The sequence below is a fragment of the Catenovulum adriaticum genome (assembly GCF_026725475.1).
Classification (GTDB): Bacteria; Pseudomonadota; Gammaproteobacteria; order Enterobacterales; family Alteromonadaceae; genus Catenovulum; species Catenovulum adriaticum.
This window is the reverse complement of sequence record NZ_CP109965.1, coordinates 2,684,794-2,703,427: the sequence shown is the minus strand read 5'-3', so window position 1 is coordinate 2,703,427 and position 18,634 is coordinate 2,684,794. Positions and strand designations below refer to the sequence as shown.

Below are 18,634 nucleotides of genomic sequence, written 5' to 3'. Positions count from 1 at the left end.
GCTACACTTTATTTTCATTTTATTGCTTGTTAATACACAGCTTAGATTGTTGTCTGACTCCAGCCGTTATACCATGACATAAATTAACTTAATTGCATTTTACTTGTGTTACCAATAAACGCTGTTTTACCTGAAATAAAAGCTGCACTGGCTTCAAATAATAATCTGGTTATTCAAGCACCACCCGGCGCGGGTAAGTCAACCTTATTGCCACTTGAATTACTTAACTTATATTCTGCAGGGGCAAAAAAAATACTTTTGCTAGAACCCAGACGTGTAGCAGCCAGAAATATTGCCAGTTATTTGGCCAAGCAGCTTAATGAAGCTGTCGGCCAGAAAATAGGGTTGCGCATGCGGGGTTTATCAAAAGTTTCAGCTAACACTCAATTAGAAGTTGTGACCGAAGGTGTGTTGACGCGAATTTTGCAATCTGATCCTGAATTAAGTGACTACCAGCTGATTATATTTGATGAATTTCATGAGCGTTCACTCAACGCTGATTTTGCATTTGTATTAACTCAGCAAGTACAAGAAGCGCTCAGAGATGATTTGCAAATGTTAATTATGTCGGCCACTTTAGATTTAACTATGTTAAAGGCTGTGCTGCCTGATGCGCCAGTCATTGAAAGCTCAGGACGTTTATATCCAATAGATTATTATTACCGGCCGTTGAATTTAAATAACAATAGTCAGCATAAATCGAGAAACCCAGTTGCTAATTTAAGTCGTCATATATTATCGGTTGTTAAGGAAGCTCTAAATTTTGATGGTGACATTTTAGTTTTTTTACCTGGTATTTACGAGATAAATCAAGTGGCTTCGGTTTTAGAGCATGCCGAGCTATCACAACTTAAAATATCAAAATTACATGGGCGTTTACCATTAGACGAGCAGCAGCAAGCATTAAAAGTCGATGTAAATGGCAAACGTAAAATTGTATTATCGACCAATATTGCAGAAACCAGTTTAACGATAGAAAATATTCGAATTGTGATTGATTCAGGTCTGCACAAAACCGCACAATTTGATCACAAAACTGATTTTAATCAATTAATTACAGAGCGAATATCTAAAGCTTCCTCAATTCAGCGAGCAGGGCGTGCAGGCCGACTTGATTCAGGTGTTTGTTTTCGGCTTTGGACAGAAGACGAGCAGAACAGGTTAAGGGAACAGTATCCGGCAGAAATAGAAAAAGCTGACTTGTCACAAATTTTATTTGAAACTCGGTTATGGGGCGAAAATGACATTTATGCATTCAACTGGCCGACCAAACCCAGAATAAGCCAACTCAAAGCAGCGGAGCAAAAACTCATTAATTGGCAATTAATGAGTAAAGAAAAGCAATTAACTAAAAAGGCGCGTCAATTAACATTAAGTGCTGGTGATATAGCGTCATCGTTATTAATTGAGCAAACAAAAGGGTCAGCGTTAGCTTATTTGATTGCTGCTTACTTACAAGAGTCTCAAAAATCTACGCATTGGGATATGCGTAATGCTTTATTAGCGGTTTTAAAACAAGATAACTCAAGTATAAAGCAGCAAGCGCAAAAAAATTTGGGCCGAAAGCTGAGCCTGACAGAAATTGACAGCCAACTTTCAACTTTAGCTGAATTGTTGGTACCAATTTGGCCGCAACGCATGGCCAAACTAAAACATCACTCTGAACAAAGTGCTATTTATGTTATGGCATCAGGCTCTGCAGTTGAGCTTAGGCAGCTCGAATCGCTTAATCCTCCAGAGTATTTATTAGTGATGGATGCAGGGTTTCAAAACCAGAAAGCAAATGGCATTATTTACAGCGCCGTACAGCTTGAAAAATCAGAGTTTGAGAAACTAAGTCTAACTTATCGGTCGTCAAGTATTAGCTTGGAGATAGATTTAAAGTCAGGTCAGCTTAAGCTATTTGAACAAACAAAATTGTTTAACATTTTGCTGGCTAAACAAGCTTTAACCCAAAAACCGACAGGCAAGCAATTGCAGCAGGCTTGGTTAACTGAACTACAGAGTAATTATCAAAATTTGTTGAGCGAATCGCAAAAAAATTCACTTAACCAATTTATTGCTCGCTGGAACTTGGCGTCGCAAGTTAAAGCCGGTACACGGCTTGTATCGGCAAACGTGGCATTTAACACGCTACACTTGTCGGATATGTTTGCACAAGCGGACGAATGGCTTGCGCTTTATTTGACTAATGTGAGTGCTTTGTCTCAGTTTCAAAACCTAAATTTAGTTAAAATATGGTTAGATCAACAAGCGTATCAACTGCAAACTGAACTAAATAATTTATGCCCTGTTAGTTATCAATTGCCAGATGGGCGTCAGGTTAAAATTGATTACGTGGCGCCTGCTGGTCCTAGTATTAAAGGTTTTATGCAATCTTTTTACGGGGTCGCTCAGCATCCTAGTATTTTGGCTGGACAGCAAGCTTTAGTGGTTGAATTGTTATCTCCGGCAAAGCGGGCAATTCAAACAACTCAAGATTTAATTGGTTTTTGGCATGGCAGTTATCCGCTTGTCCAAAAAGACATGAAAGCAAATTATCCTAAACATTATTGGCCTGATGATCCGGCAAATGCATCGGCAGGTACTGCAACAAAACGACAAAGGCAAAGTGGTTAAATGAGTCAACCTAAAAAAAATAACAAATCAAAATCAAAGCAAGCAACTAAAAAACCTTGGGTATTAAAAACCTTAATTAAATTGTTTTTTGTTTTTGTTGCACTCTTTATTGCAGCTGGTATCTATTTAGACGCTCAAATAAAACAAAAGTTTGAAGGGAATAAATGGCAGTTACCTGCGCTGGTTTATGGGGTTGAACATAATTATCAAAAATCGGATGCGCTCAGTCGCACGGCTTTAATAGAGCATTTAAAATTATTAGATTACCGGCAAGTTAGGCAGTTAAGTGCGCCGGGTGAGTTTGAACCAACGCGTACTGGCGTACGATTTTACAGACGAGCCTATTCTTTACCTCATAGTGAAGTTGATGCGCAAAAATTAGAAGTTTCATTTTACAAAAATAGAATTGATCGTATTGCGAAACTAGCAGGAAATGACACTCAATCTGCGTTTTCACTTGAGCCTTATTTAATTGGGCGCTTACAAGCAAATAATTTAGAGGACAGAATTTTAGTTAAACTGCATCAAGTGCCTGATTTATTAATTCAAACTTTATTATTGGTTGAAGATCAAAATTTTTATAAACACCATGGTGTTGCGCCTTTATCAATTGCCCGAGCATTATGGGTTAATATTCAAGCTGGTCGCACCGTACAAGGGGGTAGCACGCTCACTCAGCAGTTAGTTAAAAATATGTTTTTAACTAATGAGCGAAGCTTATGGCGCAAAATAAAAGAAGCCTATATGGCTGTGCTACTGGATGCCAGATATAACAAGTCTGAAATTTTAGAAGCTTATTTAAATGAAGTTTATTTAGGTCAAAACCATAGCCGTTCTGTAAATGGAATGGGACTTGCTAGCCATTATTATTTTGCCAAGCCACTAGATGAATTAGCACCCAATGAAATAGCACTGCTGATTGGTATTATTAAGGGGCCATCTTATTACAATCCAAGATATAACTTAGACCGTGCACTGAAGCGCCGAGATTTAATTTTGCGATTAATGACTGAGAGCAATTTAATCAGTGCCGAAGATTACCAATACGAAATAACCCGAAACGTGGTTATCCAAGATAAAAATGCAATAGCTAAACGGCGTTATCCGGCTTATTTGGATCAAGTACAAGCGGAATTAAAACGAGTATTGCAATTAAACCATAAAGTTGAAATGCACTCGGGGTTAAAAATATTTACTCATTTTGATCCACTTGCGCAAAACCAAGCACAAACAGCAATTAGTAATGGCTTAACTCAGCTTGAACAACAAAGAACTTTAGAAGGTTTGCAAGCTGCTAGCTTAGTCATTGATAGTCATTCTGGTGGCATACAAGCGATAGTGGGCGATCGACAAGCTAATTTTGATGGTTTTAACCGAGCCTTGAATGCTCAGCGTAATATTGGTTCTTTAATAAAACCAGCAGTTTATTTAACCGCGCTAGAACAAAATGACTACCATTTAGCGAGTGTGTTAAAAGACGAGCCGATCAAATTAACCAACTCACAAGGTAAAGAGTGGGCCCCTAAAAATTATGATAAACAGTTTTTAGGCGACGTTTTACTGGTTGACGCTTTGGTTAATTCGCGAAATGTACCAACCGTTAATTTGGGGATGACGTTGGGTTTAGACGCAGTCGCTAATACTTTAAATGATATAGGTTTGACCCGTGATATTCGTTTATATCCATCAATGCTATTAGGCTCTGTAACTTTATCTCCTTTTGAGGTTGCGGATTTATATCAAGCATTTTCCAATGAAGGTAATAAACAAAAAATTCATGCTATAAATACGGTTAATTCTATGGACAACCAACAGCTATGGCAATTTAATCAAGCGCCGACAAAAGTGATTGATCGTGCTGATGCTTATTTAATTAATTATGCAATGAACCAAGTGACTCGTAAGGGAAGCGCTAAGTGGCTGGGTAGCCAATTTAAACGACATCAGTTTGCCGGTAAAACGGGTACCACTAATGATTTATTAGACAGTTGGTTTGTTGGTTACGACCAGACTCAATTAGCCGTGTTTTGGATTGGTCATGACGATAACCAATCAACAAAATTAACGGGCGCAAGCGGCGCGCTCAAATTATTTGGTGAATACCAAAAACTTAGAACACCTTCTAGTTTGGTAATGGCTAAACCAGATGGTATTGAAATGAGATACTTTAACCGACAAACAGGACGACATTCTTTACCTGGATGTGGTGCTTTAATTATGCTTCCTGCCAAAGTTGAGCATTTAGCTAAACCACAAGAATGTGAACAAAGTAAAGACTGGGACAAGCCAGAGAAGTCTTGGTTGCAAAAATTGTTTGATTGGTAATAACGGGGTTTAATCGTATAAAAAATAGCTGCTCTTTCTTTATTTTTAGACAGCTTACGCTATGCTTAATGAATGTTATTCAGTTGATTAATTTCAAAACTGACTAAAAAGTTAGCTAGGATATTGAATTTATTTGGTTTAAAGTTAATTTAATGAATTAGAAAACAATAATAACGATTAATAAGTGTTATTCATTGTTTATGGTTGTTTAGGCTTGGATGAGTTTTCAGCAGTTAAATACCCGTGTAAACATGGAGTTGTAAAGCAGAGTACTTTTAATTTAGGGCTTAATTCATATTGGAGATGATGGTTAGCATAATTTATACGGCGTAAAGCAAATATCCAATATTAAATGTGGATGTAAACCATAGCAAAGGCTGGTTTTTATGCGCTGTGCGTTACTGGTTTTGGGCCTGGCTGAGAAGCAGAATCTGTGTTTATCTGAACAGCTCGCTGGCGCAGAATTTAAAATTGAAGTTATAGCATACAAAAATGCTAATAACCTGACGAATATATTAAAAATGGTCAATGTTGACTGTGTCTTACTGTATCATCAAGCAGGACAATTTGACGCATTTGAACCTCTTAAGATTATTCAAAACTTGGCCCCCGACTGCGGCACCGTTATTTGTGTAGACGATTGCCAACCAAACTTTATCCGCCAAGCCTTTTTAAAGGGGGTTGATGACTGCATCATTCAACATGAGGGTGTTGAGTTACCCAAACGCATCATTCAAATTGTTAAACAAAAAAAACGAAAAAAGTTATCTCGTACGATTAACGCTGAACTCGAATTACTCAGAGCAGTGATGGACAATACGCCCGCCTTAGTCATGGTTTGCGACGCAGAAACCAGTTTATTTATCAGTTTTAATCAAGCGTTAAACCGCTTTTTAGACTTATCCAACGAGCAAATTAAAAGTCGCTCGTATTTTCATATATCCGAACAATTTGAATCGACCAGTGACTGGTTTAGGTTTGTTGAGCAAGTTAAAAGTTCAGGCCATTTAGCGTATGAAGCTTATCTTAAAAATCATAGCGGTGAATCGATTCCATTTGAGTTTGACTGCTCAATGACACAAATTAATGAATCTAATTATTTACTCTTTAATGGTATGGATATTAGTCGATTAAAGGTGGTGCAAAACGAATTAGTTGAATTAGCTAACCGAGACCCGTTAACTAAGCTGCGCAACAGGCGAGGTTTAGCTGATGAGTTTGAACGTTTAATTAAAGCCAGCATACGCTCCAAAAATTGTTTATGTTTAGCTTTATTTGATCTTGATAATTTTAAAAAAATTAATGACCAATATGGTCATGACGTAGGGGATCAAGTTTTACAAGATTTTGCCAGCGTTTTGTGCTCTATTGTGCAAAGGCCATTAGATCTTGTGGTGCGAGCGGGTGGTGAAGAATTTATTGTAATTATGCTAAATGGTTCAGAGGCGTCATTATTAAATTTATTAAATAAAGTCATTGAAAAGACGCCTTTATCGACTCAACCTATTACCACAGTTAGTGGCGGTGCAATTTTTCTTTCTAGTATTGATATTAGTTACGAGCAAGCATTTAAATTGGCCGATAACAATTTATATCAAGCTAAAAAGCAAGGTAAAAACCAACTTGTTACCCAATATATTCAAAATTAATTTACAGGTTGCTTTTTAATTTAAGCATAGCTACACATTTTTATGTATATCAGCCCAAATCACTTAAATGAGCGTAATTGCTGTATTTGCCAGTCTACTTTAATGTTTAAATTAGGTATAATCTGGTTAAAATAGAGCTTTAACAGGAATAACAATGCGCTTAGATAAATACGCGTGCGAAGCGGTTGACTTAACACGCAGCGAAGCTAAAAAAGCGATTAGCCGAGGTAGCTTTACCGTCAATGGTGAGGTGATCAAAAGCCCCGCATTTAAAGTCCCTCAAGATGCTTGTGTTGAATACCTTGAACAAGAAGTTGAACTGGTTGGCACTCGTTACATTATGATGCACAAACCGGTTGATACACTTTGCACTACCTCAGATACTGAATTATATGAATCTGTTATTTCATTAATGGACATTGAAAAACCTGAACGCTTGCACGTTGCAGGACGATTAGATGTAGATACCACGGGTTTATTACTAATTACCGATGATGGTAAATGGTCACACAGAGTGACGTCACCTAATTACCATTGTAAAAAAGTGTATATTGCGCAATTAGCTGATGCTGTAGAACCCGCTGAGCAAGCCATTATGATTGAACAAGTGGCGCAAGGCATTATGCTTAAAAACGAAGATAAACCAACTTTACCAGCGCACTTAAGTTTTAGTACAGATAACTGCGCCCAACTAACAATATCAGAAGGGCGCTATCATCAAGTAAAACGTATGTTTGCGGCGCTTGGCAATAAAGTTGTAAGCTTACATCGACAAAAAATAGGCCATTTAGAAATAGACTCAGATCTAGAGCCGTGCGAGTGGCGTTACCTAACCGCTGAAGAAGTCGCTTTATTTTAATAAAATACCGAGAAGGAAAAATAATGTTAACTGCTAATCAAGCAAGCACTATGTTAGCGCTGCAAGATAAAATGAATGCGAAAGTTAATCCTGATTGGGTTAATGTTCGCTCACCATTTTTGCGTGCCGTTGTGATTGAAGGCGCCGAAGCAATTGAACACCATGGCTGGAAGTGGTGGAAGAAACAAGATTGTGACTTGGCTCAATTACAAATGGAATTAGTTGATATTTGGCACTTTGTATTATCTGCCATTTTAATCAAACACGAAGGCAGCCAAGTAGCAGCATCAGATGACATTTTTAACCACCTGACTGCACAAAAACTGACATTTGACGGCCAAGATTACGTTTTTTCACAATTAAGCTTATTGGATAAACTTGAATTGCTAATTGGTTTAGCCGCAGCTAAACGTTATGACATTGGTTTATTCTCAGCGTTATTGCAAGATTGCCAAATGGATTGGGATGCTTTATATGCACAGTATGTTAGCAAAAACGTACTTAACTTCTTTCGGCAAGACAATGGTTATAAAGAAGGCACCTATATTAAAGTCTGGAGTGGACGAGAAGATAATGAGCATTTAGTTGAGATAATGGAAAAACTAGATATTAAAGCACAGGATTATCAAGATCAGTTATACCAAGAGCTTAGTAAAAGATATTCGCTGTTAGATGTAACCTAGCTCACAAGCTAATTCACAACCTAACTTAGGTTAACCTCCCCTGATGAAATCATAAAAGTGAGTTTGAACGCCTGTTATCAAACTCACTTTATAACGAGGATGTTATGGATTTTTCAAATGATTTAGTTATTTTATCAGGCCCTATCTTACGTAAAGTAAGCTGCCGTCAAATGACGATTTGGCTGGCCACTTCACAGCCAGTCGATATTCAATTAGAGTTAAAGGTGGGTGAGCAGGCTGTTCAAAGTTATTTACTCACAGATCCCACGAAGCCTTATTGTCAAACCATTAGCGCTGCCGAACATTGCTATTTTCAACTCATTAATGTGCCATTTGAGCAAGATTTACCGCAAGATACTTGGGTTCAATACCAGCTATATTTTAAATCTAATGCGAGTCGTGCAGACAACAAAACGTGGCAGGCTTTAGATGAGTTAGTTGAAGGCATTTATTACCCTAATCAAGACACTTTAGGTTTTGTCATTAAAAGCCGGTTAGATAAAATATTGCATGGCTCTTGTCGTAAGCCCCATCATGACTGCCCAGATGGTTTAACCTTCGCCGACGACTACCTCAAAAATCATATTGAAGAGCTCGACAACTGGCCTGCCGTATTAATGCTTAGCGGCGATCAAATTTATGCTGACGATGTTTCGATGCCTACCTTAATTGCGATCCATCGTTTAATCAAAAAATTAAATTGGAAAAACGAGCCTTTTATTCAAGCTAATTTGGCCGATTCATCCCAACTGCAACAAAGTAGCGAATATTACAACCACCGAGAGTTGGTCTTGCCACAAGATAAAGTGGGCGGGCAAGTCAAAAAATTACTCTTCAACTCAGTTAAAAAACCAATTTTCACCTCTGATAATGCACATAATCATTTAATTTCGTTAGATGAAGTACTTACTATGTATTTACTGGTTTGGTCTCCAGAAGCTTGGCACTACACCAGTTTAACTATGCCTGACAATATTTTAGCGCAAGAACAGCCAAGTTATCTTGAGCAGCAAAAACGGGTAGAAGCGTTTAAATCAGGCTTACATCAAATTCGCAGAATGATGGCGCATTTGCCTTGCGCTATGATTTTTGACGATCACGATGTAACCGATGATTGGAACTTAACCGCTAGCTGGGAAAAGGTTGCATACCAAAATGATTTTTCTAGACGTATTTTAGGTAATGCCTTAATTGGATATTTTATTTGTCAGGGGTGGGGTAATGCACCAGAAAACTTTCCTGATGAGTTTATCACATTGACCCAAAAAATCTTTAACCGGTTGGGTAAAGATGAACATGAATTGCTTATTAAAAAGTTGCTTAAATTTGATTCTTGGAATTATGCTTGGCCCACACAGCCAAAGCTCCTAGTATTAGATACCCGCACCCAAAGGTGGCAATCTATTTCTAAACCTGATAAACCATCCGGTTTAATGGATTGGGAAGCACTCACCGAATTACAGCAATCATTACTAGAACATGAAGCCGTTGTATTAGTTTCCCCAGCACCTATTTTTGGCGTTAAATTAATTGAAGCTGTACAGCAAGTTTTTACCTGGTTTGGTAAACCATTGATGGTTGATGCAGAAAACTGGATGGCCCATAAAGGTGCCGCTTATTATTTACTGAATTTATTTCGTCATCCTAAAACACCGCAACGTTTTGTGATTTTGTCTGGCGATGTGCATTATTCATTTGCTTCGAAAGTGAGTTTGAAAGGTCGTAAAAATAGTCCAAGTGTTTGGCAAATTACCAGTAGTGGGCTTAAAAATACCTTTCCTGAGAATTTATTAAATTGGCTTGATCGCCTGAATCGTTGGTTGTATGCACCTTGGTCACCATTAAACTGGTTTACTAAACGAAAGCATATGCGAGTTGACCCCATCAAACCTAATTTAGCTTCCAAAGGTGAGCGTTTACTAAACCATGCTGGTATTGGTTTGGTTGAATTAGACAAAACTGGTGAGCCGATAAAAATAGCACAGTTAATTGAAAACGGCCAAGCTATTGAGTTTCCGCTAAATAAGTCGACTCAGGACAAATCTAAATAGGCTGAATATTATTTAGGCAATAAAACAAATAACAATTGGTAATACTAACTGTTCTTATTTACAATATCCGTTTTGTCAGCATATAAATGGCTATTGTTCAGTAGAGGTACTCAGTTTGGTTAAATTGTATTTGAGACGGATGCATTTAGTGATCGCCCTATTCGCAGGGGTGATCTTAATCGGTCTTAGTATTACGGGTAGCCTGCTCATATATGCCAAAGATATTCAAACTTATTTTCAACCTGAATACTGGACGGTTGCACCTCAAACTAAGCCGCTCCCGCTGGATGTGTTACTCAAGAAAGTAACATCCCAAACCGGCCAAACTGCAACTTTAGTTACCCCTGAAACTAACCCAAATAAAGCGTGGCAGGTGCAACTAAGCAACAAAATGTATATTAGCGTAAACCCTTACACAGGTAAAAAGCTGCATCAATATAATTATTATCAAACTTTTTATGGCTATTTATTAGGGTTTCATCGTTGGTTATTGTATCAAAATGATGCCGGTGGTTATCCACTCAGAAATATAGTTTCGTTGGCTAGTGTTTGCTTAATGTTAGAGCTTCTATTGGGATTTTATTTATGGGTAAAGCCTAAAAAACGGCTCAAACGGCTTAAAGTAAATCCAAAAGCCAAACGCAAAATATTGTTTTACCAGCTACATACAGTGGTTGGCGTTTATGTTTTTATTCCATTGTTTTTAGTTGCTTTTTCAGGAATGGCTTTTCATTGGAACACAATAGCGCAAGGCACGGTTGAAGCGGTCACTTTTGCCAAGGTGGAGCCAAGACCAGAAGCGCCAACTATTAATCCACAATCACAAGTTAAAATCAACGAAGCACTTAGTAATGCGCGTTTGGCCTTACCCGAAGCGAGCCTGTATCGAATTTATTTGCCCAAAGCTGAAACTGAACCTATGGCGCTTAGAATGCAAATGCCGGGTGAAACACATGCCTATAGCTGGGTGTGGGTTGACCCTTTTACCGCAGGCGTTTTACAAGTGTACGATGGCTCAAAAGCGAACTTTGCGACCCAAGTGTGGAACTTTAGATATAAATTTCATATTGGCGATTTTGCTGGAGGACTAGTACAGGCTCTGTGGTTGATATTGGCTTTAACGCCATTGTTTTTTGTAGTCTCTGGTGTGTATTTATTTTGTTTGCGTAAACAAAGAAAACAAAAAACCACTTGAATTTGATAATTATTATCATTAACATTCTCGCCAGTTTTTACAAATTTAGGTTAAATGGAAATGAATCAAGCTCGCTATAATCCCCTCGTAATTGCAATGCTAAGTGTGTTTGCATCACCGCTTGCAATGGCTCAGCCTCAAGAAATGGAAAACATCATAGTGACAGGTAGTCGAGTGGTCGAGAGCATTGATGAGGTGCCGGCATCGGTTACCGTTATTAGCCAAAAAACAATTGAACAGCATTTAAAAATCACTCCAGAATTGCAAAGTTTATTAGCTATGTATGTGCCGGGTATGGCACCTAGCACTGGCACATCAAGTAATGCAGGACAAACGCTGCGAGGTCGAAGCCCACTAGTGATGATTGATGGTGTGCCTCAGTCAACCCCATTGAGAAATGGTGCACTTGGCGTTAAAACTTTAGACCCTAGCGCTATCGCCAGAATTGAAGTAATTAAAGGGGCAACCTCTATTTATGGTAATGGTGCAGCAGGCGGTATTATTAATTATATTACTAAAGATGCGCTAAGTAGTGATTCTGTTGCTGGCAGTGTAAGTGTATCTAGCCGCTTTAGCGCCGTTGATATTGACGAAAGTGTCGGTGGCAGACTTGAAGCCTCAGTGAATGGAAAAATTGATAAATTTAGCTACTTATTAACTGCAAGTTACGAAGAAAATGGCGTTCAGCGTGATGCTGAAGGTGACATTTTAGGCTTGAAATATGGCTTGTCAGATTCTGAAACACAAAATTATTTTGCTAAATTGGGTTATCAGTTTGATGAAAATAAGCAATTAAAAGCCAGTTTTAATTTTTATCGCTCACAGCAAAAAACGGATTTAGCCGATATTGAAGGTGATATGAATGACGGTGATAAAACTTACGCTGTTCATGTGCCAAAAGAGCAGCAAATACAAGGCAAACCTCAAGGTCAGGAAGGTAATACCAACTTTACAGTTAAATATACTGATTATGACATTTTTACTAATACCCAATTAACTTTAGATTATTACCAGCAAAATATTGAAAATACTTTTTTCTACTCATCTACTTTTGCCAACCCAGACGAAGGTTATGAAGGCGGCCAGTCTGTTATTAAATCTGAGAAAAAAGGCGCGCGAGCAACCTTTAATACCCAAGTTGACTTTAGTTTTGCAGATGCCTCGTTTATCTATGGGGTTGATTGGTTAAATGATATTACCTCGCAACCATTAGTCGATGGCAGAATGTGGGTGCCAGAAATGGACATGCAGAATCTTGCTGCTTTTCTACAAACTAAATGGATTATCGCAGATGATATTATTGTAAAACTAGGTGTCCGCGATGAAGAAATTGAGCTGGCTGTTGATGATTATCAAACGCTCAAACTTTGTAAAAGTGACGAACAGTGCCAGGCTGCGGTTGATGTAAAAGGTGATACATTAAGTTACCAAGCGACTACCTACAACGCTGCAATAAAATATAACTATACGCCATTGTTTAATCCTTTTATGAGTTATTCACAAGGCGCTGATATTTCTGACGTGGGCCGTTTATTACGAACCGCAACCGTTAATGATATTGCATTAATTCATACTGAAGCTTCGATTATCGATAACTATGAAATTGGTTTTAACTCGCAAATAACGAATAACTTAAATTTTGAATTTGCTGGTTTTAAAAGCACATCTGAATTAGGTACGAGCAATGTGTACGACGAAGAAACTGGCGTATATTTACCAGTACGTGCACCGCAAAAAATTTGGGGTTATGAGGCGTTAGTTAATTATAAAATTAATGATCAATGGCAAACCACAGCGACTTATAGCTATGTTGAAGGCAAAAATACCCAAGATGATGTTTATTTAGATGCTCGCCAAATAGCGCCGCCTAAAGCAACTATTTTTCTTGGGTGGACGCCAACCAATGATTTATCAATGAACTTAAGCTACTTATATGTAGGTGATCGCAAGCGCTTTAACCCAGATGAAAACGGCGGCTTCGGCGGAGCAGAAGGGCCTGTTGAAAGCTACCAAATTGTTAATTTAAATGGCCAATATCAAATTAAACAAAATTTATCCGCATTTATTGGTGTTGAAAACTTATTTAACAAAGATTATTTTCCAGCTAAATCTCAGTCGTATCGTTACGGCGGTTATAACATTAAAGGTTTAGGTACAACGGTTAACGTAGGCATGGAATTTAAGTTTTAATTAATTTAATTCAGGCATTAAATATGTTCACTAAAAACCGCTTGGGTATAAAACCAAGCGGTTTTTAGTTTCTGATGAGGCTACCTTTGAATAAATCTCATAGCCATATCATCAAGTTGAAGCTAAAATTGGTATACTTTTTGAAAACTAACTTTAAAAATATTTGTTGAAAGCCACTTTTTTTAAATAATAGATTTAGCTCGCTTTACCTATTATTTCGCTTTAATACTGCGGGTTGTTTGATTGAATGTTTAAACATCAATAATCCCAAGCTAATGTTAATTATATAGATTTATTTAGGAATACCATGAACTTTAAACCCTTGTTGATTTCTGCAATCGTATCAAGCGCTTTTTTTAGTGTAGCTGCTGTAGCCAAGCCAATTTGGAGTGACAATAGTATCTCGTTTTTGCACGGACAAAATCACTCAGATTTTTACAGTGACAACAGTGAGCAAAACGTAGTGACATTAGAGCATGTATCTGGTTATAACTGGGGTGGTTTGTTTTTGTTTGTTGACCGAACAGAAAAAAAAGACACCCCATCTGGATTTCAAACTTATTCTACTTACGGCGAAATTGCCCCTGATATCAGCTTAAGTTATTTAACGGGTAGCGAGCTTAAATGGGGTGCGATTAAAGATGTTACGCTATCTGGTACTTATGAATTTGGTGGTCAAATAGATAACTATTTATATGGTGTGGGTGTTGATTGGGATTTACCTTATTTTAACCGTTTTTCTAGCAAGCTGTATTATGCTTCAAATGATGTAACCAAAAACGATATTCAACTGACATTAACTTGGGGTTATCAGTTACCGATAGATTCAGTTGAAGTTACTTTCGATGGTTATTTAGACTGGTCCTCAGCGAGAAGCGATCACAAATCAGACTTTCATTTTAATCCACAATTATTAGTGAATATAAGCCCTATGGTGGGGTTAACTAACTCTAAATTAGAAGTTGGTTTTGAATATTCGTATTGGAATAATAAATACGGGTTAGACATTTTAGAAGATGAAAGTGTATTTAGTTTAATGGCAAAATATCACTTATAAATAATTAACAAGGCGGCTTATCTCTTTATCAATTTTGCCGCCTTTTTAGTTCATTGGCCGGATAGTTGTTCTATCATTTCCCAGTAATCCTCAATTGCATTAAATTCATTAATTTTTCGGCTAGGTTGTTGGCTATCTGGGTTGGCCACGGCAACTAAATGCTTAATCCCAAATGTTTTCGCAGCCTGTAAAATTACTAAACTATCATCCACAAACAGCGTTTTACTTGATTCAAAATGTAAATCTGTTTTTAATGCTTGCCAAAGTTTTTGTGATTCTTTGCTATAACCAAATTGGTGGGTTGAATAAATTTTGTCAAAATAACCCGCCAAGCCTGTCTTATCCAGCTTTAACTTAACCCCATCTGGGTGTGAATTTGTTAGCATGACGACTTGCTTACCAGCTTGTTTTAATGCGGTTAAAAATTCCGGTACGCTTTCTCGTATTTGAATTAAATGAGCAACTTCATGTTTGAGCGCCATAATATCTAAGTTTAATTTTTGCGCCCAATGATCAAAACAGTACCATTTTAGTTGGCCTTGCAATGCTTGATAGTCGCTATCAAGTTGTTGTTTTATCGCGGCAAAATCTTTCTGATGAATTTGCGAATAGCGTTTTGGTAAATGGGTTAACCAAAAGTAGTTATCAAAATATAAATCTAATAGTGTACCGTCCATATCTAATAAAACAGTATCTATATCTTGCCATTGCAGCTTGAGCATATTTAAGGTATTTTTTTGACTTAGTTGAGAATGAGTATATCAAAAATGACTAAAAAATTATTGCCTGAAAAAACATTGCCGACCATTTTAAATTGTGAAGTGACCGCAAAAAGCCGTTTATTTCAGGTTGAAGCCTTAGATTTAGAGTTTAGTAATGGCGAGAAACGTCAATATGAAAGGTTACGGGGAAACCGAAGTGCTCACCCAGGCGCAGTTATGATGGTGCCTATGTTGGATGCCGAAACTTTTATTTTGGTTAGAGAATATTCGGCTGGTACTCATGATTACCAGCTTGGTTTTCCTAAAGGTTTGATTGATCCGGGCGAAACGCCTGAGCAAGCCGCGATACGCGAATTGAAAGAAGAGATTGGCATGGGGTGTCATACCACAACCCGATTAAAAAAAGTAAGTTTAGCACCAGGATATTTTGGGTCCAGTATGCAATTATTGTTAGCTGAATCGCTTTATCCTGAAAAACTTGAAGGGGATGAACCTGAACCATTGGATATTATTCCTTGGTCAGTTCATAATATAAATGAGCTGCTAGCGCGTGAGGACTTTTCTGAAGCCAGAAGCGTTGCCGCATTATTTTTAGCCCAAGCTTATTTTAAGAGAACCAATGAAGCCGCTGCCGATTGAGCTGTTACCAGCTGTAAAAAAAATTGCCTGTTTAGCAGGCGATGCCATCATGCAAATTTATCAACAAGGTGATTTTAAGCTATATCAAAAGCAAGACGATTCACCTGTCACTTCTGCCGATTATGCCGCTAACGAAGTTTTAATGGCAGAACTTAAAAAACTCACACCTGAGATTCCGGTGATTTCCGAAGAAGCTGAATTATTAGGATTAGCTCAGCGTGAAAATTGGTCGCGTTATTGGTTGCTAGATCCTATGGATGGCACACAAGAGTTTGTTGCGCGCAGCGGTGATTTTGCAGTTAATATTGCTTTGGTTGAAAACGGCTGGCCGGTTTTAGGCGTGATTTATTGGCCGACTCAAAAAATTTGTTACTATGCGACTAAAGGCAATGGTGCATTTAAACAAGACCAACAAACGACTAAAGCGATACAAGTTAATCAGCATCAGCACACTGATTCGCTGATTATGGCGATATCACGTGTACAAAAAGCCGAAACAGTGGGTCGTTATTTAACCCAGCCTAATACCTATGACACTGTTCAGCGTGGTAGTTGTTCACTTAAAAGTTGTTTAATTGCGGAAGGTGGAGCTGATTTTTATTTACGAATAGGCCCTACGGGTGAATGGGATACAGGGGCTAGCCATTGTATTTTAAATGAAGCGGGAGGTAATATTGTAGACGCTGAGTTTAACCCTTTAACTTACAATCAAAGAGAAACCTTATCCAATCCTGACTTTTTAGTACTTGGAGATCAGTCAATAAACTGGCAAGATATTATCATTCCGCATAAAACACGAAGGACTTTATAAATGAAATTTGCATCCAAGCTATGTTGTGTTGTCGCAGGTTTAATCTGTAACAGTGCAATTGCCGGCTGGCAACTAGATAATGAATCGTCACAGCTTAATTTTTTATCGACCAAAAAGTCACAAATTACCGAACTGCATAAATTTAATACGCTATCAGGTAGCATTTCTGATTTGGGTAAAGTATCAGTTGAAATCGATTTATCATCAGTTGATACCAAAATTCCAATTCGTAACGATCGAATGCAACAATATTTGTTTGAAATTGAAAAGTTTGCGAAAGCCAACATAAGTGCTCAGCTTGAACCTTCTTTTTTACAATCGATGGATTCAGGTTCTAGTCACAATTTATCGCTAAATGCAGAGTTAGATTTACATGGCCACAAGCAAAGTTTGCCAATTGAAATCACTGTGTTTAAAGATAAATCGGGCAAAATAAGTGCAATCAGCAGACAGCCAGTATTAATTAATGCAGCTGATTTTAAACTGGTTAATGGCCTTAATAAATTACAAGAGCTAGCAGGTTTACCTTCGATTACCCATGTTGTCCCTGTCACTTTTTCGCTTACATTTTCTCAGTAAGTTATAATTAATTATATTTTTTATTGAATTAAAAGGCTGCTTAATAGCAGCTTTAGGTATTTAAAATGTCTGAATTTTCACATTTAAGTTGTCAGCAATTGGTTGAACTGCAAGCTAAACAAGCCGTTGCAATTGCTGATATAAGAGACGAAGCTTCGTTTAACGCAGGCCACATTGAGGGCGCTTACCATTTAACAAATGGTAGCTTAGCCCAATTTATGCAGCAAACTGAATTTGACCAACCTGTTGTGGTTGTTTGTTATCATGGCAACTCAAGCCAAGGTGCAGCTCAATATATTGCTGAACAAGGTTTTGATACTGTTTATAGTATGGATGGTGGTTTTGAAGCTTGGCGCCGTGAGTTTGACTTTGTTACCTTATCAACAGATAGCTAAGCGGCCTAATGCAAACTTTAGTCATACTCGGTAATATTCGCGCGGCCAAAGCACTTGCTGACTATTTACATCAACACAAAATTGAAAGCCATATTCAAAAAGAAGAAGATGGCTTTCATTTAATGTTTGATGAGTCGAGTGATATTGAAACGGCCAAAAAATTGATTACCGAATTTGCTGAAAACCCAAATGATGATAAGTTTTGGACAGCGTCTTGGAATCGAAATGAAGTTGACGATTTATCATCTGAGCAAACTCAAGCAGAACCTATTATTAGCAAAGTTTGGCAGCAAACAGGCGTTTTTACCCGCGTACTAGGCGGGATTATTTTAGCCATATTTATTGCGCAGTTAGCGGGCTACTCACGTTTTTTATTTTTGCATTTGGGTTTTCCCGAGAATCTAACTCAATTGAGCTTTAGCGAAATTTACCGACTTGTTACGCCAGCGCTTATGCATGGCGATGCAACGCATTTAGTGCTTAACTTGTTTTGGTGGGTGTGGTTAGCAGGCCAACTCGAAAAAATTAAAGGGGCACCTTGGTTGTTAAACGCATCCCTGTTTACCGCTTTAGCCGCTCACTTATCTCAATATTTAATGGTGAGCAGCAGTTTTATCGGTTTATCGGGTGTGGTTTATGGCTTATTAGGTTATGCATGGTTAGCGGGCCGTTTAGGACGTTTACCTGAGCTAAAACTACCTAGCGGCATTATTATTATGATGCTGTTATGGTTAGCAGTTGGTTTTGCCGAAGTATTAAATTTGCGTATGGCAAATTGGGCTCATTTAGGCGGTTTACTTTCTGGTTTATTAATCGCGCTATTTGAAGCTAAATGGGCTAAAAAAGCTTAACGCTGTGGG

General features: G+C 37.9%; 15 protein-coding genes. 14 read left to right on the top strand and 1 reads right to left on the bottom strand.

What is annotated here, in order from left to right; all coding sequences use genetic code 11:
- The first annotated feature begins 105 nt into the window (after nt 1-105).
- The 9 genes from hrpB (at nt 106) to OLW01_RS11785 (ending at nt 14,628) form a co-directional block, all read left to right on the top strand.
- A complete protein-coding gene (gene hrpB / locus OLW01_RS11825) occupies nt 106-2,619 on the top strand; it encodes an ATP-dependent helicase HrpB (RefSeq protein WP_268074125.1) in 2,514 nt (837 codons plus the stop codon).
- Nucleotides 2,620-4,944 (top strand): penicillin-binding protein 1B, encoded by a 2,325-nt coding sequence (gene mrcB, locus OLW01_RS11820; protein WP_268074124.1) that lies wholly within the window; start codon nt 2,620-2,622, stop codon nt 4,942-4,944.
- 386 nt (nt 4,945-5,330) lie between these two features.
- The gene (locus tag OLW01_RS11815; protein ID WP_268074123.1) at nt 5,331-6,593 is read left to right on the top strand and encodes a sensor domain-containing diguanylate cyclase; all 1,263 of its coding nucleotides are present in this window, start codon (nt 5,331-5,333) and stop codon (nt 6,591-6,593) included.
- Between the two features lie 154 nt (nt 6,594-6,747).
- Complete coding sequence (locus tag OLW01_RS11810) at nt 6,748-7,452, top strand: pseudouridine synthase (RefSeq protein ID WP_268074122.1); 705 nt, start codon at nt 6,748-6,750, stop codon at nt 7,450-7,452.
- A 23-nt stretch (nt 7,453-7,475) separates the two neighbouring features.
- Nucleotides 7,476-8,135 carry a dUTP diphosphatase gene (locus OLW01_RS11805; RefSeq protein ID WP_268074121.1) on the top strand — a complete coding sequence of 220 codons (660 nt, stop codon included), beginning with the start codon at nt 7,476-7,478 and terminating at the stop codon, nt 8,133-8,135.
- Nucleotides 8,136-8,239: 104 nt separating this feature from the next.
- Nucleotides 8,240-10,186, top strand: coding sequence for a metallophosphoesterase family protein (locus OLW01_RS11800; protein ID WP_268074119.1), 1,947 nt, complete (start codon nt 8,240-8,242; stop codon nt 10,184-10,186).
- Nucleotides 10,187-10,325: 139 nt separating this feature from the next.
- Entirely contained in the window at nt 10,326-11,381 is a 1,056-nt protein-coding gene (locus OLW01_RS11795) for a PepSY-associated TM helix domain-containing protein (RefSeq protein ID WP_268076223.1), read from the top strand.
- Between the two features lie 96 nt (nt 11,382-11,477).
- Nucleotides 11,478-13,571, top strand: coding sequence for a TonB-dependent receptor (locus OLW01_RS11790; protein ID WP_268076222.1), 2,094 nt, complete (start codon nt 11,478-11,480; stop codon nt 13,569-13,571).
- Between the two features lie 307 nt (nt 13,572-13,878).
- Entirely contained in the window at nt 13,879-14,628 is a 750-nt protein-coding gene (locus tag OLW01_RS11785; protein WP_268074118.1) for a DUF5020 family protein, read from the top strand.
- Between the two features lie 50 nt (nt 14,629-14,678).
- On the opposite strand, the gene yrfG is transcribed toward OLW01_RS11785, so the two are convergent.
- Nucleotides 14,679-15,350, bottom strand: coding sequence for a GMP/IMP nucleotidase (yrfG, locus tag OLW01_RS11780; RefSeq protein WP_268074116.1), 672 nt, complete (start codon nt 15,348-15,350; stop codon nt 14,679-14,681).
- A 45-nt stretch (nt 15,351-15,395) separates the two neighbouring features.
- On the opposite strand from yrfG, the gene nudE reads away from it, so the two are divergent.
- From nudE to OLW01_RS11755, 5 genes are all read left to right on the top strand, one after another.
- Nucleotides 15,396-15,989, top strand: coding sequence for an ADP compounds hydrolase NudE (gene nudE / locus OLW01_RS11775; RefSeq protein ID WP_268074114.1), 594 nt, complete (start codon nt 15,396-15,398; stop codon nt 15,987-15,989).
- On the top strand, nt 15,970-16,800 hold the full coding sequence (gene cysQ, locus OLW01_RS11770; RefSeq protein ID WP_268074112.1) for a 3'(2'),5'-bisphosphate nucleotidase CysQ: 831 nt from the start codon (nt 15,970-15,972) through the stop codon (nt 16,798-16,800). Before nudE ends, cysQ begins: the two co-directional genes overlap by 20 nt.
- On the top strand, nt 16,801-17,379 hold the full coding sequence (locus OLW01_RS11765; RefSeq protein WP_268074111.1) for a YceI family protein: 579 nt from the start codon (nt 16,801-16,803) through the stop codon (nt 17,377-17,379). It begins immediately after the preceding gene.
- Between the two features lie 65 nt (nt 17,380-17,444).
- Complete coding sequence (gene glpE / locus OLW01_RS11760) at nt 17,445-17,774, top strand: thiosulfate sulfurtransferase GlpE (RefSeq protein WP_268074110.1); 330 nt, start codon at nt 17,445-17,447, stop codon at nt 17,772-17,774.
- Between the two features lie 8 nt (nt 17,775-17,782).
- Nucleotides 17,783-18,625: a rhomboid family intramembrane serine protease gene (locus OLW01_RS11755; RefSeq protein WP_268074109.1), complete on the top strand. Its 843-nt coding sequence runs from the start codon at nt 17,783-17,785 to the stop codon at nt 18,623-18,625.
- Nucleotides 18,626-18,634: the final 9 nt, after the last annotated feature.

Bases quoted from the DNA above. Each gene is read 5' to 3' on its own strand.
- mrcB (WP_268074124.1), top strand. From the start codon at position 2,620: ATGAGTCAACCTAAAAAAAATAACAAATCAAAATCAAAGCAAGCAACT.
- OLW01_RS11815 (WP_268074123.1), top strand. From the start codon at position 5,331: ATGCGCTGTGCGTTACTGGTTTTGGGCCTGGCTGAGAAGCAGAATCTG.
- OLW01_RS11810 (WP_268074122.1), top strand. From the start codon at position 6,748: ATGCGCTTAGATAAATACGCGTGCGAAGCGGTTGACTTAACACGCAGC.
- OLW01_RS11805 (WP_268074121.1), top strand. From the start codon at position 7,476: ATGTTAACTGCTAATCAAGCAAGCACTATGTTAGCGCTGCAAGATAAA.
- OLW01_RS11800 (WP_268074119.1), top strand. From the start codon at position 8,240: ATGGATTTTTCAAATGATTTAGTTATTTTATCAGGCCCTATCTTACGT.
- OLW01_RS11795 (WP_268076223.1), top strand. From the start codon at position 10,326: ATGCATTTAGTGATCGCCCTATTCGCAGGGGTGATCTTAATCGGTCTT.
- OLW01_RS11790 (WP_268076222.1), top strand. From the start codon at position 11,478: ATGCTAAGTGTGTTTGCATCACCGCTTGCAATGGCTCAGCCTCAAGAA.
- OLW01_RS11785 (WP_268074118.1), top strand. From the start codon at position 13,879: ATGAACTTTAAACCCTTGTTGATTTCTGCAATCGTATCAAGCGCTTTT.
- yrfG (WP_268074116.1), bottom strand. From the start codon at position 15,350: ATGCTCAAGCTGCAATGGCAAGATATAGATACTGTTTTATTAGATATG.
- nudE (WP_268074114.1), top strand. From the start codon at position 15,396: ATGACTAAAAAATTATTGCCTGAAAAAACATTGCCGACCATTTTAAAT.
- cysQ (WP_268074112.1), top strand. From the start codon at position 15,970: ATGAAGCCGCTGCCGATTGAGCTGTTACCAGCTGTAAAAAAAATTGCC.
- OLW01_RS11765 (WP_268074111.1), top strand. From the start codon at position 16,801: ATGAAATTTGCATCCAAGCTATGTTGTGTTGTCGCAGGTTTAATCTGT.
- glpE (WP_268074110.1), top strand. From the start codon at position 17,445: ATGTCTGAATTTTCACATTTAAGTTGTCAGCAATTGGTTGAACTGCAA.
- OLW01_RS11755 (WP_268074109.1), top strand. From the start codon at position 17,783: ATGCAAACTTTAGTCATACTCGGTAATATTCGCGCGGCCAAAGCACTT.